Below are 21904 nucleotides of genomic sequence, written 5' to 3'. Positions count from 1 at the left end.
GTCAGACACATGACATGTCAGCATATGCACCCATATAAAGCCTAGCAACTTGGCTCCATGAGTAGTGCTGAATCGCCGTCACTTGAGCATTGGCAAACCCCGTATAGCTTTGCGAACACCTTTCATGCAACGTCATTATTTTAAATATACTTTCCTCGCTAAAACCAGCCAAAAGCTCGCCCTGCCCCGTTTCCTCAACAAGCCGAACAAATGGTGGAATAGCACTTAATATTGGTACAAGACCCGCACTCATTGCCTCAATAGCGGCCAATCCAAACCCCTCATGGCGAGATAAGCAGATAAAATAACTGGCCTGCTGCAACAATGATTTAAGTGTATCTTGTTCCGGATTCGGTACTATCTGTACCTTATCTGCAATATCAAGGCGCTTGACCTCAGCAGCGAGCTGCTGCGCCGTCAGATCATACTCGCGCCCCGCTATGGTCAACTGCCATCCATCATCCTTAGCCAGCAGCTGCTTAAACAGTGACAAGGTATCCAACAGCCCCTTGTTACTGGCCCAACGCCCAAAATAGATAATATGCTTACAGGCTTCAGTACGCGGTGGCAGCCGGAACTTATCGATATCGACACCATTTTCGATGACCTCAATCTTTGCCGGGTTGCATACCTGCGCAAATAGCCGGCCATCGTTGGCCGAGGTGGCAAAAATGCGGCGATAGGCCAGACAGGAGAGCCGGGTCACCGTATTGAAAAACACTTTCTTTAACCCGCTGGCATAGGCGGTATGAAAGAAGATGCCATGGGAGCAAGCCACCAAGGGCTTGCGGTGCCAGAACCGGGTCAACGCCAGAAAATCAAAAAAGAAGTCCACCCCGTGCACATGCACCACATCGGCATCCCGGATGGCAGCGAGCACCTTGAAGCAGATGGGATAACGGCTGGAGCCCCAATAGGGCAAACGGATAACCGGCACGCCATCCCTGACTTCGTGGTGGGGCAAGGTTGCATCATCTCCCCTGAAGAGTCGATCCAGGGTGATCACGGTCGGTGCCTGCTGGCCCGTTTTCAGCTGCTGCTGGGCAATATTGAATACCACATCCTCCAGCCCGCCAATGGAGGGGTGATATTGCCTGACCACATGAAATACCTTAAGCACCATCCACTGTCTCCTCTGCAATTGCATGACCCGCGTCTTCACGTGAGACAGCGGCCGTCCCCAACATAAACCACAAGAGTCCGGCCGACTTGAGCGCGAACAGGGAGGTGCCGCTGATGGACAATATCATGGTCATATACAGGCAGGTCATCACACGAAAACGCCGACTCGCCAGGGAGGGCATGGGCACCCGCCAAAAGATCAGCCAGGCCAGCAAGAGATAAATCAACCCAAAGCGGGTCACCACATAGGCATAACCCATGTCGCCATAATTCCTCAGTGGTGATTGACCACCCAGCAGGCCGGCAAAATCCAGCTTGCCCAGCGCCAAGCCACTTTGCATCAGGCGGCCGGCGAAAGAATCTGAGTAATTTCCGTCGAAGAAGACACTGGCATAGATAACCAGGCCCGTTGCCATCAGCCAGGGTGCCAATGCGGCCAGGCTATAGAGTTGCCTCGGCGTCATAAATCTAATGGCCAGCAACAACAGGCTAATCACCAGACCAAAACGGGAGTCGGCGTAGGCGATAAGGGTAGCGGCGCCCAGCATAAACCAGAGATAACGACGGGGTCCGCCCCGGGTGTAATGGACCAGACTCCATGCCAGAACCAAAGTGGCAAAGTTTCCTAATGAGATAGGCTCAAGGAAGATAGAGGAGATACGGTGCGAACCGAAGACCCAGGGCAAGATGGTTCTGCCTATGCCTTCCGGGCGAAAGCCATTTATGGTTAGTGCTTGCCCTTCAAAAATAGCCCCCCCGCTGACGCCGATGCCGCTCTGGTTCTGGAAGTAGGAAAAGGTATGAAACAACTTCACATAGCTGTCGATGGCCAACCATTCGAAGGCTCCCAGGGCAATGGCAATACACAGTGAAACGGCCACCAGGCGATCAACGAGTCTGACTGAGCCATAGGTCATTCCCAGCCAGAAAAAGAGAACCACGATCAAGATGTCGCGAAACGGCTTGGGATCCAGATACCCGCGGATCAGGGTCAGCAGCAACAGGTTGACGGCCGTCAACAGTAAAAAGGCCCCCATATACCGTGGGATGGCATGCCGCAGGTAAAAAATACAGCCCAGGTAAATCATCAACTCAACCAGGCCAACCAGCGCCGTGTTGACACTAAACGCCACCGTGTTGATGAAGCACATCCCCATCTGATAGAGCATGCTGGCCAGCACCAGCAGGAAAATGGCCTGTCGGGTTTCCAGCCAGCTGGCCTTGCCCAGCAGATGGCCGGTATGAAACGGCATGGCGCGACTATCAGTGTTCATCGGCCTTTCCTATCAGCAGGGCACGTTGCTCGGCGGGAACGGCACGGACCAGATCGTCAACAAACGCCTGTTGCAGTGCAAAGGCACGGGAGTTGTCCTGATCGATGGAGGAAACGCGGAACAGCAGACCATCGGGGATCACCCCCTGGGCAGCATAATCAAGCTGTACCAGCTTGCGCTTCCAGCCCGCTTGCACTGTCTTGTCCCCCACCAGCATCCAATAGGTCAGGGGCTCATGCCGTTGCCCCTGTTGCGCCACCAGGCGCTTGGCAGCCACGGCTTGACCGGCAACCTGCAGGGTCACGGGTACGGCGCTTTGCAAAGAGAAGCCTTGCCCCACATAGCAGATCTCGGGTCTGTGCACCTGGGACTGGTCGTTGGATTGATCCTGACCGTAGGCGATGGTCAGCATGAGCTGTTGCCCCTGGTCGTTTTGATAGGTACGCACCAGTTGCTGATCATACAAGCTATCCAGGGACGCCTGGGTCTCCGGCAAGACTGCCAGGCTGTTGCCTTGGGGTAGCAGCCGCCAGTGACCAAACTGCTCGGGCACCAGGCTGTTCAGGTCCATCTGATGTTCGTCAGCCATCAGGCTGCGGTTGGCAATAAACAGATGGGCCGCCGTGGCGGTGCACAGCAACACGCCGGTGAAGACCAGGGCCGTTGGCCAGCCACGAACGGACCGGCCCCCAGACTCCCGCACTGGGGCGGCCGTCATGCTGGCCTCCCCCACCTTGGTCGGTTTCAGCATACGATCCAGCAGGCTATCCAGGCTGATGATCACAAACAGCGCCAAGGCAAACAGCAATAAGCCGGATGCCTCATGCATGAAGCCCTGGGCGATATCGTTGCCGAGGTGATAGGTCATCAGGGCCAGGATCACGACCCGGGTGGTATTGGCCAGCATGGAGATGGGGAAGATCAGCACGGCGATGATCAGGTTGCGCCAGCCGGACTCGCGCTTCACGGCATTGAGGTAAAGCAGGGCGATGGCTTCCAGACTAAACAAGGAGTTGATCCCGGAGCAGGCGTCGGCCACCAACAGTTGATAGCCCCCCAGGGTCAGCAAGACCCCGCTCCGGGCCACCGGGTAGCCCATCCAGTACAGGACATTTTCGGCGGCGATGGAGATGAGTTGCTTCATCGGCTGCACTATGACGTCGGTGATGACATAGGGCAGCGGGATGACAAACAACAAGAGCAGCAATGGCAGCAAGAGGGCGCGGCAAGCCGACAGCCCCAGTTGCAGGCAGACGATGGCGGCCAGGAAGGGGATCAGCGCCCCCACGGTCAGCATGGGCAGCAGGAGCAGGTTGCCGACCACGTACATCAAGAGCGCCACCGCCACCAGACACCAACCCAGCCATGGCTGAGCGGCCGCAGGGCGGGCTAGCTGACGCGGCAAACCATAGAGAAACAAGAACAGTGCCACCAGCAACAAGATGCTGCTGGTGTTGCCCCCCAGGCCCTGTCCATCGGCAAAGTAGAGCCGATACACGGAGGGACCATAGACGCCGAGCATGGTCACCAGCATCAGCAGGACGCTGGCGGCCAGTGAGCTGGGGATCCGGTTAGCCTTGCTGCACTGAAGATCCATGCTTCACCTACCGGGCATGCTGATAGATGCAACCCAGCAGATTGCATTGCGCCAACTGCAGGCGTTGTTGCATGGCCTTGAGCGCCTTGAGCCGAGTACGCCGCTCCGTGACCACGCACAGGGCACCGGGGATCAGTGCCGCCAGGATCTGGCTGTCATAGGCCTCCAGGAGATCCGCCCCGCTGATCAGTATCACATCAAAGGCGCTCTCCACCCCGTCGAGTAACCGTGGCAGTGAGGGCAAGGAGAGCAGCTCCTGGGGATTGGGAGCCTCGGCACCACGGCTCAGCAGAAACAAGTTCTCGAGTGCCGCCACCGGCTGGATGAGGTTGCCAAGCTGCGCCCGGCCGGCGAGGTAATCGGCCACGCCCCGCGGATTACTCAGGCCAAACAGCTGGTGCAACCCGCCATTGCGCAAGTTAGCGTCCAGCATCAGGGTCCGTTTGCCGGCCTGGGCAAAGGCGATGGCCAGATTGCCCAGCAGTTGATCACGAGCGGCACTCTCGTCCACCCCGGTGATCAGCAGACGCTTGTTGTCTGCCGTCAACCAGTTGAGCTGCAGCTGGCTGCGCAGCCCCTTGATCTTTTCCTTGTCCGGATCGAAGGGGGTAAAGGCCATGTACAGGCTGTCATCCAGCCCCCCTTCCCCCGGGGTCAAGACCGAATAGGCAAACTGCTGGGCCAGAACCCGCTGCAGATCGGCGGCGGAGATGAAGCCAAGGGCCACGGCCACCTCACCGAACTTACCACCATGCTCCTGCTGGTGGCGCACCACCTGGCCGGCCTGATGTTCGCTGAGTTTACCTTCGCTGATGAGCAGGTGGCCGACCCGCCCCAACTCATCCTGTTCACCATGTCCTCCCACCAGGGCGTAACTGGCCACAGTACTGTCATGAATCGTCATCAGCATGCCCCCTCTTGATTAACCAACCGTCCCGCCGGCGCCGGCAGCTTGTTCACGGCTTTCTTCTTCTGGCGCTCGGCACCCAGTGCGATCAGCACAGGCACCCCCAGATCCCGCTCCACGTCGTCGATGCAGCGCACTCGGCGATCCAGCCACTCCAGGCCATAGTTGAGTGCTGCGGCACAGAACAGTGCCAGCACGGTTCCGATCAACAGGTTGAACTTGAGCACAGGGCTCACCGGGGTAGTCGGCGGTATGGCCCGCTGCAGCACGGTCACGTTGGTCATGCTGGCATTGGCTTGCAGCATGGACTCGGACCAGCGCTGCATCAGCAGGTCGAAGTTGCGTTGGGCGTTCTCCACGCCGCGCCGCATGATGTCCAACTGGGCCAGCTGTCCCTTCATGTCCAGCACCGTCTTCTTTTGCTGGTCCAGCTGCGTATTGAGTGAGTCCACCCGGCTCTGTGTGGTTTCCACTTGAGAGCGCATCATGGTGGAGTACTCTTTCTTGAGCTTGTTGAGCTGCGCCCTGGTCGCCACGACCTGGGCAGCGGCCTGCTTGTAGTTGGGGTGATTGGGCCCCTCTCGCTGGGCCGCTTCGCTCAACAACTTCTCCTGCTGCGCCAACTGCAGGGTCATCTGCTGGATCACAGGATTGGCCATCACATCCGGCGCTGCCCCATGGCTCAGCTCGGTGAGTTTCGACTTGGCCGTGGTGAGTTCGCCTTGGGCCTGGGCCACCTCGCTGGCCAGAAAGTTCAGCTTCTGGTTTTCCAGATCCAGACGTTCGTCCGGTGCCTCGATCAGGCCGTGCTCACGCTGATAATCCGCCAGCTGTTGCTGTTTCTGCGCCATGGTCTGCTTGAGCTCTTCGAGCTGGGTCTGAAAAAACGCCTCGTTCTGCTTGGCCATCTCCACCCGGCTGTCCACCACCACCGACTTGTAGGCATCCACAAAGGCATTGAGTACCGCCGCGGCAAACTGGGGGTCCGTGGCCTTATAGCTCAGGGTCAGGGTGCTGCTGCCCTTGCCGGCCTCCACCGTGAGGTTGCTCAGCAGTATGGTGGCCAGCCAATCAACTATGTTGTCGCCGGGGCCAGGATTGCTGGCCTGATAACTGGCCTGGATGGCAGGAAACTGGGTGAGCTTCAATGTCTGCACCACCTTGCGGGCACTGTTATGGCTGGCCAACATGCTGGCCTGGGTGCCCAAATAGTTCTGATTTTGACCGGAGAGATTGGCCATGGTCAGGGAAACCGGGTCCGCGTTGCCAGCGTCTACGGCTATCACCGCCTGGGCCAGGTACTTCTTGGGCAGCAACAGGCTGGCCACCACCACCAGCAGCAACACCAGCACGAACACGGCCACAAACAGACGTTTGCGGGAGAGCAAGATGGTGAGAAATTGTTGAACAGTCATGGTCTTCGTCCGCCGATTAAAAGAGGCTTTCGCCGATAAACAGCACATCCTCGGCCTGCAGCACACTGCTGAGGCTGGCCTCTTGACGCTCCTGTTGAGCCTGGGCCTCGCTACGCTGAATATCGATGTCATCGCTGTCGGCCTTGCCGGTGAAACCACCGGCCATGGCGATGGCCTTCACCACCGTCATCCCCTCTTCCAAGGGGTACACGCCGGGCCGTTGCACCTCGCCGTAGACATAGATCTGGGCCTGCTTGGGCACATAGATCTGATCGTTGGGCTTGAGGTACACCTTGCCGAGCTCATCGCCGGCGCCGTCGCTGGAGAGATCGCTCAGCCGAAAACGCCGCCGCAGGCCATCCCGGATCAGGTAGAAGCTGTCCCCGCCGGTGCCTGAGATCCCGCCCGCCGTGGCCAACATGCCCACCAGGGTGGTATCGCCATCCAGACGATAGCGGCCGGGCTGATTGACGGCCCCCACCACGGACACCATCTGGCTACGATATTGTGAGATGAAGAGGTTCACCTGGGGGTGATTGACAAAACCACCGGCCTGCAGGCGTTCGGCGATGCGGGCTTCCGCCTGGGTAAAGGTCATGCCACCCAGATCCACGGAGCCGACGAGGGGCATCCGCAAGCTGCCATCGCCGGCGATCTCCGCCTCAAGCGCCAGATCCGCATGGTCATAGACGGTCACCCGTACCACGTCGCCCGGACCCAACTTGTACAGGCTATCAACGCCCTCAGCGGCCCAAACGGCACTGCTGAGCCCTAACGCCAGCCACACCAGTCGAAATAGTCTCATTGCAGCCCCTTCAACCCTTGTTCCATGTGTTCAGACCCGGCGGGCGTCGCCGCCGTCTCTGCTGCTTGCGGTTTGGCAGCCGGTGCCGCGTCCTCGAAACGCTGACGATATTCCACCTTGGCGGCCTGACGCAGTTGCACCATCTTCTGTTCGGCCTGTTCACGCAGCTGGCTCTGCTTCACCAAGTTCTGCAGCTGTGGCTTGGCCTTGTCGAAACTGATGGGGGACGGCGTGCGTTGCGCCAGCTGGATCAGCAGCACCTGCTGTCCCTGCCGCAATTGCACTATGTCGCCCAACTTGATGCTCACCAGCTTGTCCAGCAAGGTATCCGGTAGCTTTTCTGCCGGCACCTCGGACTGATTTTCGGAGAAGCTATAGCCTTGTGCCTTGAGAATGGCGCGCAGTTGCTCGGCATCCGACGCCTTGTCCAAGGCCGCCATGGCCGCCTCGGACAGCGCGTCCACGGGGATCAGAAAATTGGCCAAGGTGAAGATCTGGCGCTGGGCGAACCGATCCGGGTGTGCCGAGTAAAAAGCCTTGAGCTGCTCGTCGCTCGGCTCCATCGGCAAACCCATTTCCTGAGTGGCCGCCGCCTGGGCCAGCACCTGCCGACGAGAAAACTCCAGCGCCTGCAACACATTGGGATTGCGATCCAGCTTCAACTCATCGGCCTTCTGTACCAGCACCTCCTGGTCGACCAGCTGATCCAGCAACTGCTGCTTGCTCTTTTGCTGGGCCGGCGGCAAACCGTTTTGTTGCGCCAGCAGGTAATTCAGCTGCAGGACAGTGATTTCCTTGCCGTTGACGCTGGCCAGCACCTGGCTACCGACCGGTTTGTCCTTGTCACCACACCCGGTCAGCAAGGTAGCCAGCAGCAAACTCGTGCCCAGCAGCAAGCGATTATTGTTTGTCATAGGAGTTCTCTTATCGTCTCGGATCAGTAAGCGTTAGCATCCTTCTTGATGACCTGTAGCACCGTCATCAGGATGATTTTGAGGTCCATAAACAGCGACCAATGGCGCAGATAATCCAGGTCCAGCTGGACCCTGCGCTCCATCTTATCGAGGGTATCTGTTTCACCGCGGCAACCATTCACCTGGGCCCAGCCGGTAATGCCGGGTCGCACCTTGTGGCGGATCATGTAGCCCTTGATCAGCTTGCGGTAGTACTCGTTATGGGCATTGGCGTGGGGACGGGGTCCCACTATGCTCATGCTGCCGTCGAGCACATTGAGAAATTGCGGTAGTTCATCCAGCGAACTCTTGCGCAGGAAGCCGCCGATGGGGGTCAGCCGTTGATCGTGCTTGGTGGCCTGCTGCACCTTGTCGCCATCTTCCATCACCGTCATGGAGCGGAACTTGTAGACCAGGATGCTCTCACCATCGGCGCCATAACGACGCTGTTTGAAGATCACCGGCCCGGGGGACGTGAGTTTCACCGCGATGGCCGTGACCAGCATGATGGGCCAGATCAGCGCCAATATCAGCGTGCCCAGCACCACATCTTCCAGCCGTTTCACCACCGCCTTGAGCCCACGGAACGGCGACTCGCAGATACAGACCACCGGCATGCCGGCCACGTAATCCACGTGTCCCTGGATCATGTCGTAGATAAAATAATCCGGCACAAAATAGACGGAAGCCGTGCTGTCCTTGAGCTCATCCAGCAGCCGCATCACCCGGGGTTGCGAGGACATGGGCAGCGAAATGTACACTCGATCCAGGCCGTGCTCGGCCGCATAGGCCGGGATCTCATCCAGCTTGGCCAGCAATTCGGACTCGGGGACGCCCTCCAGGCGCTCCAGCTCCCGGTCGTCGAAATAGCCAACGAACTCCATGTTGAGATAACCATTGCGCTCGATGCGCTCACGGAGCGCCTGACCGGCCATGTTGGCCCCCACTATGGCCACGCGCCGCTTGCGCTGATGCATGGGCCGCATGACAAACTGGCGCACGGCCGCATGGCTGACCAGCAAGACAACCGGCGCCACGATGGCCCAAGTCAGAATATAGGGTGGGTAGAAGTAATCACTGATGCCGCTGGCATAGCCAACCAGCAGCAAAATCCCAATTATTAACAGCCAGTTACCGAGGAATACGCCAAGCACTTTCCGATTGCTGGTGTCCCCAGGCATAAAGAGGAAGGTCCCGTCCATCAGCACCAGGGTCAACAAGAAGGCGATGACGGACAGGATGAGCTCGGTGCCCATGAAGACCACATCGAAGGCAAAGTGCAACAGGTAGAGGGTCAACACCACCATGATGGGGTCGAGGAAAGACTTGAATAGGGTGGCAAGCGGCGCCACCTTCTCCATCTCACTGAGCCGGGCCGCCATGGTGGGCATGCCCAGCTCATGCTGGTAGTGGGTTGTTTGGCCGTTGGTGCTTGTCTGGCCAAAGGCGATTCCATCCGTCGTCATATTGTCCATAAGCTGTCCTGTCAGTAGCTGTATTTGAGCAAGAGGCCAATTGTCTGGTAATCAAACTCCGTGCTGGCCTGGCTGGAATTCCGGTTTCCCAGAGTCCAATAGAGCTGGCTGCTGAATTTATCGAAAGGCGACCACTCAAGTTCCGTGCGATAGACATAGGTAACATCCTTGCGGATGGTGGCCGTCGTATCGCTCAGCCCAAATTGTGACCACTCCCGGGTGGCCGTTCCGTGCAGACGCCACTTCTCAAATGGTTGCCAACTGGCATCAAAGCCGGCCTTCTCGGAATAGGCGACCCGCAGGTTGTAGCCAGGTTCGCGAGAGTCCTTGTTGTAGTTCAAACCCAGAGCCAATTTGTCCGTTGGCCGCCAGCGCAAGGCTGCACCGCCCAACCAACTGCTCTGATTCGAATCATCGTCAAAGGTCCAGCGCATGTAGCCAGCATCGGCTGAGGCCTCCATCTTGGCACTGATGGGCCAATTAAGGCGTAGCCGCAACTTGTCCAGCCGATAATCCAGCGTTGAGATCAGCGGCTCTTGGTACTCGATCCAGTGACTCTCAAACCTGAGAGTGGCCCCCGCCCCTCGTCGACTGGCGAAGTGCCCCTGCACCCCAACCCCTGTCTCATCCAGATCGAGCTGGGAGTAGGTACTGCTGCCGTGGCGCTTCTGATCCAGCCAGCCATCGATCCCCACCCTGGCGCGCCCCTGCCGCCCATAGGACAAGCCGCCATTAACGTGCTGACGCCGCAGCATGTCCATGATGCCGGACTCAACATCCTCATAGGAGGACAACTCATAGCTTTTCTGATAACCCAACTGAGGTTGCCAGCGTCGCCCCAGCTGTCCAAGCCAGGCGGCCGACAGGCTGTAACCATGATAATCGAGGGTGTCATGCTGTTGATAACGGGGTGAAAAAGCCGAGGCATCCACCCTGAACGTCTGTCGGGAAAACTCCTGTTGATAGCCTAAACGAGCCCTGGGGATCACTATGGTATCGGCACGCCCCTTGGGCGCATCCTCGCCATCCGGTAACCGGAACAGGTTGTCCTCATGCTGAATGCCCACAGAGACATCCATGATCAGGTTGTCATCCGAAGCGGCGCTGGCCTGAGTACTGATACTGCCCAGTAACACCATGCCAAGCATGCCCGCCCAGCGTGGCTGGCCAACTGTTCTAACGGCTCCCCTGCCCTTCATACTCGTCTCGATGTTATTGTTCGTTGTTGTCTTGTCGTTGGCTTATCGGCTTGGCTAAACAGACCCCCCAGGATCCCCTTAGCCAAGCCTAGGAATAACAGTCGGTGATTTTCATCCAACACACTGTCATCCCTGCGCCTACACACCTAACGATGAATCATTTCATCGGATTAAACGGCGAATTGACCCAGAGCAATATCGGACTTCTTCTGCCGACGACGGGCCAGCAGCAGACCAGCCACACCCAAACCGATCAAGGCATAGGTGCCAGGCTCGGGCAGTGCGGTAACTTCCAGGTTTGTCCCGGCTATGGTCACGGCCATGGTGGAACCGGCAGAGGGCTTCAGCGTCAACCAGCCGTAAGAACCGTCACTCAGCGCTGCCGTACCGGATGACAGGGTCGCCACGATCAGATCGGATGAACTGCCGGGCGTTACGACCACATTCGAGGAGGAGTCGTAGCTGAAACTGTTGCCATCCAGTGTGACCACCGCATAGCCAGCCTCAGCCCCCGCCGTGAGGAATTTCACCAGATAACCTACAGACGTAAGTTCAGATGAAATATACAGATCCGCTCTGGCCAGGTTGCTGCCCAAAAGCGCCATAACGCCGACCAAGAAAGCTCCCAGCCACTTGGATTTTTTCATAACGTTTCTCCATTTCATGGTTGACTGACATTGCAGTCGTCATCGATTCGGCTGACACCTTCTCTGGCGATACAGACCGAACCTCCGGTTTTAACTGGATAAACAGACATCCAGTCGTTGTTGCAAAAAGACGGATCTTTTTGCAAATTCCTTATAACGAAACGCCGTTGTAGAAGCGGCTCGCACGCTGCTGCCGCACCAGTCCCAACACCAGCAGTCCCGCCAACATCAGCAGCGGTGCCGCCATCCCCCTGAGCCACCCATTGGTGCTGGCCGCCGAGGCAAATGCCGCATCCTCGCGTGCCACGGCGCTCAACGCCACCGAGGTGGCTGCCACCGGTCCAGCGGCTAAGCTGCCATACCCGTAGCTAACCGATGTCGCCTTCGCGGTAGCCTGGGGGATCCGACTGACGAGCGTCCCCATATCGGTGGCACTCAGGCTCAGTTCCAAGGAGATAACCTGAGCGGCCTGAGAGGAAAGACTGCCCCCCAACATCAGGGCCAGCGCGAAACACCGAAGCAATCTGACAAAGAAAATAGTCATGGCGAATCCCTCATACCTGCAAAAAACCAGCGTCCTTGAGCACAGAGGCCGACTCACTCGGCATAACCACATCCTGTTTTGCGCTCCAGATCACATTTGCAAGGAGCGTGCCTTGGCAGATTTAAATGCCACATAAGTTGCATTAGGCATATTGAATATTCTGAAAAATATCCATAGCCCGTCATGACAAGCCAGAGGCAGTCATTTTTACGGCATATGTAGTATTAAGGGTTGGATAAACCCAGAAACAGCAACTGGCTAAGATGTATGCTCTAAGCCTTTTTACTGGACTGATATGTCAGTCTGATGGCGCGTGGAGGAATCTATTGTTGATCACTGCCGAGCGGCGCATGGAGTTGACGCACCAAAAGGTGTCAATTGCACCAGCCTCGGTCAGTTTTCGTTCAACGCGATTCATTTGCGTAACACCCTACAAACAATTTGAGTGTTCCGCGTCGCAAAAGAATCCGTTCGAAACCTTTTATAGCGGCAAATTACACGGCGGATGACCCTGAGGACTAACAACTTCCTAACAGGATACTGCGATACGCATTCTATCGGCCCCCATCATGGGGGTCAATTCTCATCTATCACTGTTTCCAGCTCCTCTCCCCTGACAAGCCTGCCAGGTTGAAACCAAACAACCGGACAGTTTGTGCTATATTTCGCGGCCATTTAACGATGAGGAATGAATCATGACGGTTTCCCAACTGATGGCACGCAGCGGCGGTCGCTGTGAACTCTGTAGCGCCGACCAGGATCTCCAGCCCGTGCAGGTTGCCGCATCGGCCAGTGCTACTGCCGAGCACAGCGTCTTGCTCTGCCCAAGCTGCCGGGCAAACCTGCTGCAGGCCGATAACAGCCAGGCGGCACACTGGCGTTGTCTCAACGACAGCATGTGGAGTCAGGTGCCGGCCGTGCAGGTCATGGCCTACCGACAGCTAAAGCATCTGGTGGCTCAAGGGGAACACTGGGCCCAGGATCTGCTGGACATGCTGTATCTGGACGAGGAAACCCAAGCCTGGGCGGACGCCGGGCTCACGCAGGTTGAAGAGGATGATGCGGCGCCCACCCTGGACAGCAACGGCGCCCGTCTGCAGGAGGGTGATGCGGTGACCCTGATCAAGGATCTGGATGTCAAGGGCGCAGGCTTTACCGCCAAACGTGGCACCTTGGTCAAAGGGATCCGCCTGACCAACAACCCCCTGCACATCGAAGGCAAGATCAACGGGGTACAGATAGTGCTGGTGGCGGCCTACCTGAAAAAGGCGTAGGCGTTGCGCCTGTCCAAGAATTGGTCGAGCGCACCAGCTGCGCCCCTGGCGGGCTAACCAAGTCGTTAAAAAAATGCGACAATGCCCGTCCCATACCAGTAAGGTGAGAAGGAAGCATGTCAGCCAAGATTATCGATGGGAAATCGATTGCGCACGCCATTCGTCAACAGGTCGCCGACGCCGTCAAGGCCCGTGTAGATCAGGGGCTGCGAGCTCCGGGTCTGGCCGTAGTCCTGGTGGGTGAAGACCCCGCCTCCCGCGTCTATGTTGGCAGCAAACGCCGCGCCTGCGAAGAGGTGGGCTTTGTCTCCCGTTCCTATGATCTGCCGATTGACACCAGCCAGGCCGACCTGCTGACCCTGATCGACCGGCTCAACGGCGATCCTGAGGTGGACGGCATCCTGGTCCAGCTTCCTCTCCCCAAGCACATCGACTCCACCCTGGTCATCGAACGCATAGTACCGGACAAGGACGTGGACGGTTTCCATCCCTATAACATAGGTCGTCTGGCGCAGCGCATCCCGGCACTGCGCCCCTGTACGCCCAAGGGCATCATGACCCTGATCAAGAGCACCGGGGTAGACACCTATGGCCTCAATGCCGTCATCGTCGGTGCCTCCAATATAGTGGGACGCCCCATGACCCTGGAGCTGCTGCTGGCCGGTTGTACCACCATGACCACCCACAGGTTCACCAAGGATCTCGCGTCCTTCGTGCGCCAGGCCGATCTGCTGGTGGTGGCGGTAGGGAAACCCGAGTTTATTCCCGGCGACTGGATCAAGCCCGGTGCCATCGTCATCGATGTGGGGATCAACCGCCTGACCGATGGCCGCCTGGTGGGGGATGTCGCCTACCAGGCGGCCGCCGAACGGGCCGCCTTTATCACCCCCGTCCCTGGTGGGGTGGGCCCCATGACGGTGGCCAGCCTCATCGAGAACACCTTGCAGGCCTGTGAGGAATACCACAGCTAACCGGTTTTCGGATGGGAAAGGGGGCCATGCGCCCCCTTTTTTATGCTTCTTTATACCTGGCCACGGTCAGCCGCCTACCGACTGACCATGCTGCCAGGGGCCTCCGCTAATCGCGGCAACCCCACCGCCACCAGCAACCCGCCCGCCGGGCGATTGGTGAACTGCAGGCTGGCGCCATGCAGTTGGCAGATGCGGGCCACCAGATTGAGCCCCAGCCCCACGCCACTGCCCCGTTGATCCAAGCGGCGGAAGGCATCCGTCAGACGGCACAGCTCCGACTCCGGAACCCCGGGACCTTCATCGGCCACCCGCAACCAAGTCCGCTCCCCCTCGCGGGCCAAGCTGATGTCAATCCGCCGCCCCCCTTGGGCGTAACGCGCGGCATTCTCCACCAGGTTACGCAGCAGATGGCGCAGCAGATCCCCTTCCCCCTTGACCCAGCAGGGTTGCAGCTGCCAGTGGATCTGCATCTGGGCCTCAGCGGCCAAGCGCTCCAGCTCCGGCTGCAGCGGCTGAATGACGCTGCTGACCAGCTCCAGCTGCTCCTGCAGTCCCATGACAAACTTGGGCTCCAGTCGAGCCATCTGCAGCAGTTGCGCCACGCTGCGGTGCAGATCGTCCAGCCGGGCGATCAGGGGATCCACACCGGGCACCCCTTCACTCTGCAGCAGTTCCAGATTGAGCTTGATGCCCGCCAATGGGGTACGCAGCTCATGAGCCACGTCGGCGGTAAACTGCCGTTCTCGCTGCAATGCCAGGGACAATTTTGAGAACAACTGGTTGATCACCAGGGTCACTGCCTGCAATTCCTCCGTATGCCCCGTGAGGGTGACCGGTTGCAGATTGCCGGGATCCCGGGCAGCCAGTTGTTGGCAGAGCCGCTTCAGCGGCGACACCAGCCAGCTGATGCCGACGTAGGCCAGCAACAGCATGAGGACACTCTGCCCCGCCGAGGCCAGCAGCAGGGCCTCCATGGCTTCAGCAGACTCCTTGGCCAACTCCGCATCGGTGAGTTTTTGATCCTGGGCCGCCTTAGCCAGGATGTAGACCTGCTCCTGGGTCTCATGCCACACCCGCAGCACCAATATGGTCTGGCCGACCAAAAAAATCAGGGCCAGCAGTATGATCAGCCGGCCCCGCAGGGTACGCCAGGGCGCCATCAAGACGTGATCTCCTTCTCCAGCCGGTATCCCTCGCCCCGCACCGTGCTGATCCGCTCGGCCCCCAGCTTGCGCCGCAGGTGATGAATGTGCACCTCCAGGGTATTGGAGCCGATGTCGTCCTGCCAGTCGTACAAATCCTCTTGCAGCCGCTCCCGGTTCACCGTCTTGCCGGCAGCCATGGCCAGGCGCCGCAGCAGGGCAAACTCACGGCGGGTCAACACCACGGGGGCGCCATCCAGGGTCACCAGCTTGTCATCCAGATCCAGGCAGAGGTCACCACACTCCAGACGATTGCTGGCCTGACCATGATCCCGGCGCAGCAAGGCCCGGACCCGGGCCTGCAGCTCCGCCAAGGCGAAGGGTTTGACCATATAGTCATCCGCACCCAGATCCAGCCCCTGGATCTTCTCATCCAGGGTATCCCGGGCCGTCAGGATCAGAACCGGCATGGCCTGCCCCTGCCGGCGCCAACGCCTGAGCAGAGTCAGACCATCCCCATCCGGCAGCCCCAGATCCAGCAGCACCAGGCCATACTGGGTCACCCCCACATGGGCCTCGGCCTCGGCCAGGCTGGCCACCGCATCGCAGCTGTATTGCTCCTGTTGCAAGGCCTTCAGCAGGCCTTGTCGCAACAGCTCATCGTCTTCCACCACCAGGATTTTCATCCAGCCATATCCCTTCGTCACAGTGCTGTTGGCATCCTATCACTGCTGCAGCCGTTGTTGTAACGCCTGGATCTCCTTGTGCCGACCGGTATCGGCCAACTCCCGCCCGGGGCGAGGCGCCGCCTTGAGCGCCTTGTCCAAGAAGGCCAGCGCCTGCTGCTTGTTGCCCTGGCTCGCCAGAAAATCGGCATAAAAATAGTTGCTGTCGATGCCATGGGGATTGTACTTGAGCCCCTGGGTGAGCAACTGAGCCGCCTTCTTGTCATCACCAAAGCCCAGCGGCCACCCCGGCACCTTGTAATACAGCACGCCCAGCGAGGTGAGCGCCGACCCTTGCAATGTGGCCGGATCCTGAGCGATCACCGCCTCATAGTCCGCCTTGGCCTCCTTGGCCAACCCCAAGGCCCCCAGGCCCCCCTTGGCCCCGGCATAGCTGCCGATGATGATGCCGGCCCAGGTCTTCAATGCCAGATCAGCCGGCGCGGCAGCACTGGCGGACCGGACCTCATCGCTGAGCTTGGCCAGGGCCGCCTCCTTGGCATCGCCACTTTGCTGATAGTTGGCCTGAGCCCAGCGAGCAGAGAACTGCTGGTAATCAAGCTCGCCCGCCAACGCGCTGGCCGAGAGTAACAGGCTGGCAAGACTGGCCAGCGACATCCAGGTGCGAAACTGTGTCATGACTGTGGCTCCTTGAGTGTGTCCGCGGGAGTGTCCGCGCGGCAAAACTGCAGTATCTTTTTCCGCTGGCCGCCCAATACGCGGTCCAGCAGGCCGGGGAACAGGCGGTTGAGCAGCACATAGAGGCGTTCAGGCCCCCCCAGGTAACGCCGCCGGCCCCCCTTAAGCAGCGCCATCAGGGCCTGTGCCACCTGCTGAGGGCTATCCACCCCGTTGCCCATGGCACGGTTGAGCGCCGCCACGCCGCCAGCGTTGAGATCCGTATCCGTGGCCCGGGGGGCCAGCAGGCAGATCCGCGGCCCATCCGGCCCCAGCTCGCGACCCAAGGCCTGGCTGAACTGGTGTAAGCCCGCCTTGCTGGCACAGTAGACGCTAAAGCCCGGATAGCCGATATCGCCGAAGGTGGAGCCGAGGTTCACCACTTGACTCTGGCCATCCATGAAGGGCAACAGGGCTCGGGTCAGCCGAATAGGCGCCAGCAGATTGAGCTGGATCTGCGCCAGTATGGCGCGCTCCGTCTGCTCGCTAAGTGGCGCAAAGGCTTGTACGCCCGCCGCGTTCACCAGCAGTCCCAGATGCAGATCCCGCACCTGGCACCAGTCGGCCAGTATGCTGGCCGCCGCCTCCCCCGCCAGATCCAGCGCCAGCATCGCCACCTGGCCGTCGGGATAGGCGGACTGCAATTCCCGCAGTTGGACCGCCAGCGGCCCAGTGCGCCGCGCCACCATCAGCAGGGGCCAGCCGGCCTGCAACAGACGGTCACAGAGGGCGCGGCCGATACCACCGCTGGCTCCAGTCACCAGGGCCCAAGATTGACGCTCAGGCTGCATCTGCCATGGCCTCCATGGGCAATGAGCGGAACACATCGCCATACAGGCGGTACATGACCCGCGCCATGTGGGTGACCGCCGCCTGATCGCTCGGTGAGTCAAGCCGATCCATCAAGGTTTCGAAGAAGCGAATGTGGTCCTGATCCAGACTGCCGTGGGAATAGAGGTAACTCATGGCCGAATCCGGCAACCCCAGGGTGCGCTGAATGAGCTGGCCCATGGCGGTGGCCAGATTGACGCTGGTGCCTTCGAGCACCAACACCATGCCGAAGAAGGAGACCGGATTGCCCCGCTGTATGCTGTCCCAGGCATAGCTGACCATCAGCTCGGTGGCCAGGGCCGGCATCCCAGACGCCACCGCCGCCGCATCGCCACCGGCCTGGGCAATGTCACTCAGGATCCAGCGGTCATGCCCCCGCTCCTCCTCTATGTATTCGGTGATGGCATCAAACAGCCAGCGATGCCGTTCATCCAGCCGGCTGCCACAGGCCATCAACAGCGGTACCGTCTGGCGCACGTGATAGTAGGCCTGGGTGAGAAAGGCCAGGTAACGGGGCAAGGTGATCTCCCCCCGCTGGCAGGCCAGGATGGCCGGCGCACTGAGCAGGTACTCCCGCTCGGCCCGGGTATCGTTGAGCAGTTGGGCGTAAAAACTCATAGGTTCTCCTTTGCGCTCAGGCGTGTCTCGTCGGCGGCGCCCTGGCGGTGATGATCTAAACGGGTGTGATAGAGGGTGTTTCGGCGCAGGCGACCGTTGCTGGTGAGCTCGCCCAGGGCCGTGGAAAACGGGGTATCGGTCAGCCGCCAGCCCTGCAGCCGGGCATAACCGGGTAGCGCTGCCATGCAGGCTTGCAGCCGCTCAGCCAGCGCGTCCGGGGTGGCCGCCCAACGGGGCGCGAACAGCAAGGCCTGGATGCCGGTGGCTTCATCGCCATAGACCCAGGCCTGCAGCACGCCGGGCACGGCACACAGCTCGGCCTCCAGCCATTCGGGGCTGACATTGCGGCCAAGATCGGTCACCAGGGTCGACTTTTTACGCCCCTGCACCTGCAGGTTGCCTTCGGCATCCCAGTGGCCCAGATCGCCGCTGGCCTGCCAGAAGGGCGCAGCCGAGTCGAGCTCACCCAAGATCCCCAGGTGGCCATTGCCGCCCAGCCAGATCTCCCCATCCTCGGCAATCTTTACCGCCAGATGTTCCAGCGGCCGGCCCACCGAACCCAGCACAGGCGCCAGAGGATCACCCAAGGCCACCACGGACGCCACCTCGGAGAGGCCATAGCCTTCACATACCGGCAGCCCCAGACGACGGGCCCGCGCCAGCAACTGCACGCTGCTCTTGCCGCCCCCCACCGCCAGCAGGGACCAGGGCGCGGCCAGCTCAGGGTTAGCCTCCACCCCGGCCACCAGCCAGCCTAGGGTGGCGGGCAGCAGGATCAGGCTATCGGCGCCTGACGTCGCCAGGGCGCCGACAAAGGCGGCGGGATCCGGCCGCGCCAGATCCCCTAGCCCCAGACTGGCTAGGGGTTGCAACCGCACCTCGCGGCCCAGCAGCAGCGGCAGATAGACCCCTGCCAGGTTCTCAAGCAGCACAGCCAAGGGCATGGTGCACAGGTGGCGCTTACCCGGGATCTGCCCGAGGCGCCTGGCCAGGGCCTGGGTGGTGGCCAGCAGCTGCTCGCCCCCCAGGCAGATGCCCTTGGGCTGCCCCGTGGTCCCCGAGGTGTAGGTCACCTTGAGGCAACCTACCGGCAAGGCGGGCTCGGGGGTCGGCGGCAAGGGCTGATGCTGCCAGTGCCGGCCGTCGGCCAGCAGCAGGCCGCTGGCCCCGCTGTCGCGCAGCAGGTGGTCCCTCTGCTGCGGGCTAAAAAACGGCGGCACAGGCACACAGGGCACCTGAGCCCGGGCACAGGCCAGATCCGCCAGCACCCAGCCCAGGGAATTGTCACCGGCCAGCGCCAGGGGCCGCCCCGGCTGGGCGATGGCCCGGCAGCGTTCGGCACCTTCCTCCACGGCCTGCCAGAGTCCGGCGTAATCCAGGCTGCCCCGGGGGCTGAGCAGAGCCGGCGCCTGGGGCCCTTCCTCGGCCCAGCGGGCCAATTGCTGCCACAGGGCCCTCATGCACCGGCCTCCTGCGCCAGATCCAGCCCACAATCGGGCAATCCGTCCAGCCTGGACGCCAGGCCGCTGGCCTGCAGCCGCTGCCAGCCCTGGGTGATGCTGCCCGCCAACACCATGGGACTGTGGTCGTAATAGCGGCCCCAACAGTCGGGATCCCTGACCCTTTGAGCCTGGGCACTGGCCAGGGTGAGCGGTGCCAGCCCCAACTGTTCAAACAGCCCCTGCACCTGGGTGGTGGCGGTAAAGCTCACATAGCGAAACTGCTGCTGGTTGAGATAACGCACCATGAGGAGAATGAGCAGCCGGGCCATGCCGCCGCAGGAGGCCAGGTTACCCAGCTCCAGGATGGCGGCCCGGTCCACCGGCAGTTGTAGCTGGGCGGCCAGCTGCTGTTCGATGGGATAGTCCAGGTACTGCTCCAGAAACAGCGGCTCACGGCCGGCCAGGCGCAAGCCGACGCTGGCCAGCAGTTGACCATCGGCCCGCCGCAACACCGCCTGCCAGGGCATCAGGGCGTCCACCCGCGCCCCGTGCACCGCAGCAAAGCGTTCGGCGACAAACTGAGTCAAGGCCGCATCGGGCCGCTGCAGCGCAAACTGCAGCTGGGCCAGTTGCTGACGGCTAGGTTGAGCGGATAGCAAGGCAGGTTCCATACAAGCTCCTGAGGTTGCAGCATGATCCTCAGGCTAGACGGTCAAGATTAAGATGAACTTAAGACACAACTTATTTACTCATGCACCGCGATTGGCACCCTTTCTCGTCCCGTCCCTTAACCGGCAGGCGGACAAAAAAAAGCCCCGCATCGCGGGGCTTGGCAGCAGTGTGGCTTACTTACGGCGCCAGCTGGTACCGGAGGGGCCGTCTTCCAGCAATATGCCCTTGGCGGTGAGGGCATTGCGGGCGGCATCGGCCGCCGGCCAGTCCTTGGCGGCGCGGGCATCGTTGCGCGCCTTGATCAGGGCCTCGATCTCGGCCACCTCGTTGTCGTCGTCACCGGCCTGGAGGAAGCGCTCGGGATCCTGCTGCAATATACCCAGCACGGCCCCCAGGGCGCGCAACCGGGCGGCCAGGGCCGCGGCGGCCGGCTCGTCCACCGGCTTCAAACGGTTGACCTCCCGCGCCAGATCAAACAGCACCGAATAGGCTTCCGGGGTGTTGAAGTCATCGTCCATCGCCGCCTCGAAGCGGCCGACCAGCTCCTCGCCACCGGCAGCGTCCACCAAAGGCAGACCCCGCAAGGCGGTGTAGAGGCGCTCCAGTCCGGCCCGGGCCTGGTTGAGGTTTTCGTCGGAATAGTTCAGCTGGCTGCGATAGTGGCCGGACATCAGGAAGTAACGCACCGTCTCGGCGTCGTAGACTTTCAGCACATCCCGGATGGTGAAGAAGTTGCCCAGGGACTTGGACATCTTCTCCCTATCCACCATCACCATGCCGGAGTGCATCCAAGTGTTGACGTAGGGGGTGTGGTGGGCGCAGCAGCTCTGGGCCACCTCGTTCTCATGGTGCGGGAACATGAGATCCGAGCCGCCGCCATGGATGTCGAAATGGGTGCCCAGGTGCTTGGAGTTCATGGCGGAGCACTCGATGTGCCAGCCGGGGCGGCCCGGTCCCCAGGGGGATTCCCAGGTGGGCTCGCCGGGTTTGGACATTTTCCACAACACGAAGTCCATGGGGTTGCGCTTGGCCTCGTCCACGCTGACCCGGGCGCCGGCCTGCAACTGCTCCAGATCCTGGCCGGAGAGGCGGCCATAGGCGGGGAAGCTGTCGATGGCGAAGAGCACGTCGCCGTCGGCCGCCACATAGGCGTTGCCGTTGTCCAGCAGCTGCTGCACCAGATCGATGATCTCCTGGATATGGGCCGTAGCCCTGGGTTCGATATCCGGCCGCAGCAGGTTCAGGGCGTCGAAGTCGGCGTGCATGTCACCGATCAATCGCTCGGTCAGGGCATCGCAGCTTTCGTGATTTTCGGCGGCACGCTTGATGATCTTGTCGTCCACATCCGTGATGTTGCGGACGAAGGTCAGGTCATAACCCAGATAGCGGAGGTAGCGGACCACCACGTCGAAGGCCACGAAGGTGCGGCCATGACCTATGTGGCAGAGATCGTAGATGGTCACGCCGCAGACATACATGCCCACCTTGCCAGGCTGGATGGGAACAAATTCTTCTTTTTGCCGGGTGAGGGAGTTGTAGATCTTGAGCATGACGAACCCTGTGTCGATAACCAATGAATGCAATGGGCTATTCTAGCGACTCGGGCGGGCCAT

Annotated in this window: 21 protein-coding genes; 2 read left to right on the top strand and 19 right to left on the bottom strand. The window is 60.4% G+C overall.

Annotated elements, in window-relative coordinates; translation table 11 throughout:
• Position 1: 1 nt before the first annotated feature.
• The 11 genes from ABHF91_RS07650 to ABHF91_RS07600 form a co-directional block, all read right to left on the bottom strand.
• Positions 2-1123 carry a glycosyltransferase family 4 protein gene (locus tag ABHF91_RS07650; RefSeq protein WP_409422864.1) on the bottom strand — a complete coding sequence of 374 codons (1122 nt, stop codon included), beginning with the start codon at positions 1121-1123 and terminating at the stop codon, positions 2-4.
• Positions 1113-2396, bottom strand: coding sequence for a hypothetical protein (locus tag ABHF91_RS07645; RefSeq protein ID WP_409422863.1), 1284 nt, complete (start codon positions 2394-2396; stop codon positions 1113-1115). The genes ABHF91_RS07650 and ABHF91_RS07645 overlap by 11 nt, the downstream gene beginning before the upstream one ends.
• On the bottom strand, positions 2386-3993 hold the full coding sequence (gene epsI, locus ABHF91_RS07640) for an exosortase-associated protein EpsI, B-type (RefSeq protein WP_409422862.1): 1608 nt from the start codon (positions 3991-3993) through the stop codon (positions 2386-2388). Before epsI ends, ABHF91_RS07645 begins: the two co-directional genes overlap by 11 nt.
• 7 nt (positions 3994-4000) lie before the next feature.
• The gene (locus tag ABHF91_RS07635) at positions 4001-4903 is read right to left on the bottom strand and encodes a CpsD/CapB family tyrosine-protein kinase (RefSeq protein WP_409422861.1); all 903 of its coding nucleotides are present in this window, start codon (positions 4901-4903) and stop codon (positions 4001-4003) included.
• Complete coding sequence (locus tag ABHF91_RS07630) at positions 4897-6315, bottom strand: Wzz/FepE/Etk N-terminal domain-containing protein (RefSeq protein WP_409422860.1); 1419 nt, start codon at positions 6313-6315, stop codon at positions 4897-4899. The genes ABHF91_RS07635 and ABHF91_RS07630 overlap by 7 nt, the downstream gene beginning before the upstream one ends.
• Before the next feature lie 16 nt (positions 6316-6331).
• Positions 6332-7120, bottom strand: a complete 789-nt coding sequence (locus tag ABHF91_RS07625) for an SLBB domain-containing protein (protein WP_409422859.1) — start codon at positions 7118-7120, stop codon at positions 6332-6334.
• The gene (locus ABHF91_RS07620) at positions 7117-8034 is read right to left on the bottom strand and encodes an EpsD family peptidyl-prolyl cis-trans isomerase (RefSeq protein ID WP_409422858.1); all 918 of its coding nucleotides are present in this window, start codon (positions 8032-8034) and stop codon (positions 7117-7119) included. Before ABHF91_RS07620 ends, ABHF91_RS07625 begins: the two co-directional genes overlap by 4 nt.
• A 23-nt stretch (positions 8035-8057) precedes the next feature.
• Complete coding sequence (locus tag ABHF91_RS07615; protein WP_409422857.1) at positions 8058-9548, bottom strand: undecaprenyl-phosphate glucose phosphotransferase; 1491 nt, start codon at positions 9546-9548, stop codon at positions 8058-8060.
• A gap of 11 nt (positions 9549-9559) precedes the next feature.
• Positions 9560-10747, bottom strand: a complete 1188-nt coding sequence (locus ABHF91_RS07610; protein ID WP_409422856.1) for a hypothetical protein — start codon at positions 10745-10747, stop codon at positions 9560-9562.
• 170 nt (positions 10748-10917) lie between these two features.
• A complete protein-coding gene (locus ABHF91_RS07605) occupies positions 10918-11394 on the bottom strand; it encodes a PEP-CTERM sorting domain-containing protein (protein WP_409422855.1) in 477 nt (158 codons plus the stop codon).
• A 151-nt stretch (positions 11395-11545) separates the two neighbouring features.
• Entirely contained in the window at positions 11546-11938 is a 393-nt protein-coding gene (locus tag ABHF91_RS07600; protein ID WP_409422854.1) for a hypothetical protein, read from the bottom strand.
• Positions 11939-12633: 695 nt separating this feature from the next.
• On the opposite strand from ABHF91_RS07600, the gene ABHF91_RS07595 reads away from it, so the two are divergent.
• The gene (locus ABHF91_RS07595; protein ID WP_409422853.1) at positions 12634-13212 is read left to right on the top strand and encodes a PhnA domain-containing protein; all 579 of its coding nucleotides are present in this window, start codon (positions 12634-12636) and stop codon (positions 13210-13212) included.
• 116 nt (positions 13213-13328) lie between these two features.
• Positions 13329-14183: a bifunctional methylenetetrahydrofolate dehydrogenase/methenyltetrahydrofolate cyclohydrolase FolD gene (folD, locus tag ABHF91_RS07590; protein WP_409422852.1), complete on the top strand. Its 855-nt coding sequence runs from the start codon at positions 13329-13331 to the stop codon at positions 14181-14183.
• A gap of 74 nt (positions 14184-14257) precedes the next feature.
• Here folD and pmrB read toward each other — a convergent pair whose 3' ends face one another.
• The 8 genes from pmrB to cysS form a co-directional block, all read right to left on the bottom strand.
• The gene (pmrB, locus tag ABHF91_RS07585) at positions 14258-15343 is read right to left on the bottom strand and encodes a two-component system sensor histidine kinase PmrB (RefSeq protein WP_409422851.1); all 1086 of its coding nucleotides are present in this window, start codon (positions 15341-15343) and stop codon (positions 14258-14260) included.
• Positions 15343-16011, bottom strand: coding sequence for a response regulator (locus ABHF91_RS07580; RefSeq protein WP_409422850.1), 669 nt, complete (start codon positions 16009-16011; stop codon positions 15343-15345). The genes pmrB and ABHF91_RS07580 overlap by 1 nt, the downstream gene beginning before the upstream one ends.
• Positions 16012-16050: 39 nt before the next feature.
• The gene (locus tag ABHF91_RS07575) at positions 16051-16689 is read right to left on the bottom strand and encodes a tetratricopeptide repeat protein (RefSeq protein ID WP_409422849.1); all 639 of its coding nucleotides are present in this window, start codon (positions 16687-16689) and stop codon (positions 16051-16053) included.
• On the bottom strand, positions 16686-17519 hold the full coding sequence (locus ABHF91_RS07570; protein WP_409422848.1) for an SDR family oxidoreductase: 834 nt from the start codon (positions 17517-17519) through the stop codon (positions 16686-16688). Before ABHF91_RS07570 ends, ABHF91_RS07575 begins: the two co-directional genes overlap by 4 nt.
• Positions 17509-18177 (bottom strand): TenA family transcriptional regulator, encoded by a 669-nt coding sequence (locus tag ABHF91_RS07565; RefSeq protein WP_409422847.1) that lies wholly within the window; start codon positions 18175-18177, stop codon positions 17509-17511. Before ABHF91_RS07565 ends, ABHF91_RS07570 begins: the two co-directional genes overlap by 11 nt.
• Positions 18174-19637, bottom strand: coding sequence for an AMP-binding protein (locus tag ABHF91_RS07560; RefSeq protein WP_409422846.1), 1464 nt, complete (start codon positions 19635-19637; stop codon positions 18174-18176). The genes ABHF91_RS07565 and ABHF91_RS07560 overlap by 4 nt, the downstream gene beginning before the upstream one ends.
• A complete protein-coding gene (locus tag ABHF91_RS07555; protein WP_409422845.1) occupies positions 19634-20290 on the bottom strand; it encodes a thermostable hemolysin in 657 nt (218 codons plus the stop codon). The genes ABHF91_RS07560 and ABHF91_RS07555 overlap by 4 nt, the downstream gene beginning before the upstream one ends.
• 174 nt (positions 20291-20464) lie before the next feature.
• On the bottom strand, positions 20465-21841 hold the full coding sequence (cysS, locus tag ABHF91_RS07550; RefSeq protein ID WP_409422844.1) for a cysteine--tRNA ligase: 1377 nt from the start codon (positions 21839-21841) through the stop codon (positions 20465-20467).
• Positions 21842-21904 lie beyond the last annotated feature (63 nt).

This window comes from Pseudaeromonas aegiceratis, assembly GCF_046254905.1.
Lineage (GTDB): Bacteria > Pseudomonadota > Gammaproteobacteria > Enterobacterales > Aeromonadaceae > Pseudaeromonas > Pseudaeromonas aegiceratis.
The sequence above is the reverse complement of the archived record's forward strand: the minus strand, read 5'-3'. Positions and strand labels throughout refer to the sequence as shown.

What these genes read in the sequence shown, in the direction of transcription:
- ABHF91_RS07650 (WP_409422864.1), bottom strand. Translation starts at nt 1,123, where the DNA reads ATGGTGCTTAAGGTATTTCATGTGGTCAGGCAATATCACCCCTCCATT.
- ABHF91_RS07645 (WP_409422863.1), bottom strand. Translation starts at nt 2,396, where the DNA reads ATGAACACTGATAGTCGCGCCATGCCGTTTCATACCGGCCATCTGCTG.
- epsI (WP_409422862.1), bottom strand. Translation starts at nt 3,993, where the DNA reads ATGGATCTTCAGTGCAGCAAGGCTAACCGGATCCCCAGCTCACTGGCC.
- ABHF91_RS07635 (WP_409422861.1), bottom strand. Translation starts at nt 4,903, where the DNA reads ATGCTGATGACGATTCATGACAGTACTGTGGCCAGTTACGCCCTGGTG.
- ABHF91_RS07630 (WP_409422860.1), bottom strand. Translation starts at nt 6,315, where the DNA reads ATGACTGTTCAACAATTTCTCACCATCTTGCTCTCCCGCAAACGTCTG.
- ABHF91_RS07625 (WP_409422859.1), bottom strand. Translation starts at nt 7,120, where the DNA reads ATGAGACTATTTCGACTGGTGTGGCTGGCGTTAGGGCTCAGCAGTGCC.
- ABHF91_RS07620 (WP_409422858.1), bottom strand. Translation starts at nt 8,034, where the DNA reads ATGACAAACAATAATCGCTTGCTGCTGGGCACGAGTTTGCTGCTGGCT.
- ABHF91_RS07615 (WP_409422857.1), bottom strand. Translation starts at nt 9,548, where the DNA reads ATGGACAATATGACGACGGATGGAATCGCCTTTGGCCAGACAAGCACC.
- ABHF91_RS07610 (WP_409422856.1), bottom strand. Translation starts at nt 10,747, where the DNA reads ATGAAGGGCAGGGGAGCCGTTAGAACAGTTGGCCAGCCACGCTGGGCG.
- ABHF91_RS07605 (WP_409422855.1), bottom strand. Translation starts at nt 11,394, where the DNA reads ATGAAAAAATCCAAGTGGCTGGGAGCTTTCTTGGTCGGCGTTATGGCG.
- ABHF91_RS07600 (WP_409422854.1), bottom strand. Translation starts at nt 11,938, where the DNA reads ATGACTATTTTCTTTGTCAGATTGCTTCGGTGTTTCGCGCTGGCCCTG.
- ABHF91_RS07595 (WP_409422853.1), top strand. Translation starts at nt 12,634, where the DNA reads ATGACGGTTTCCCAACTGATGGCACGCAGCGGCGGTCGCTGTGAACTC.
- folD (WP_409422852.1), top strand. Translation starts at nt 13,329, where the DNA reads ATGTCAGCCAAGATTATCGATGGGAAATCGATTGCGCACGCCATTCGT.
- pmrB (WP_409422851.1), bottom strand. Translation starts at nt 15,343, where the DNA reads ATGGCGCCCTGGCGTACCCTGCGGGGCCGGCTGATCATACTGCTGGCC.
- ABHF91_RS07580 (WP_409422850.1), bottom strand. Translation starts at nt 16,011, where the DNA reads ATGAAAATCCTGGTGGTGGAAGACGATGAGCTGTTGCGACAAGGCCTG.
- ABHF91_RS07575 (WP_409422849.1), bottom strand. Translation starts at nt 16,689, where the DNA reads ATGACACAGTTTCGCACCTGGATGTCGCTGGCCAGTCTTGCCAGCCTG.
- ABHF91_RS07570 (WP_409422848.1), bottom strand. Translation starts at nt 17,519, where the DNA reads ATGCAGCCTGAGCGTCAATCTTGGGCCCTGGTGACTGGAGCCAGCGGT.
- ABHF91_RS07565 (WP_409422847.1), bottom strand. Translation starts at nt 18,177, where the DNA reads ATGAGTTTTTACGCCCAACTGCTCAACGATACCCGGGCCGAGCGGGAG.
- ABHF91_RS07560 (WP_409422846.1), bottom strand. Translation starts at nt 19,637, where the DNA reads ATGAGGGCCCTGTGGCAGCAATTGGCCCGCTGGGCCGAGGAAGGGCCC.
- ABHF91_RS07555 (WP_409422845.1), bottom strand. Translation starts at nt 20,290, where the DNA reads ATGGAACCTGCCTTGCTATCCGCTCAACCTAGCCGTCAGCAACTGGCC.
- cysS (WP_409422844.1), bottom strand. Translation starts at nt 21,841, where the DNA reads ATGCTCAAGATCTACAACTCCCTCACCCGGCAAAAAGAAGAATTTGTT.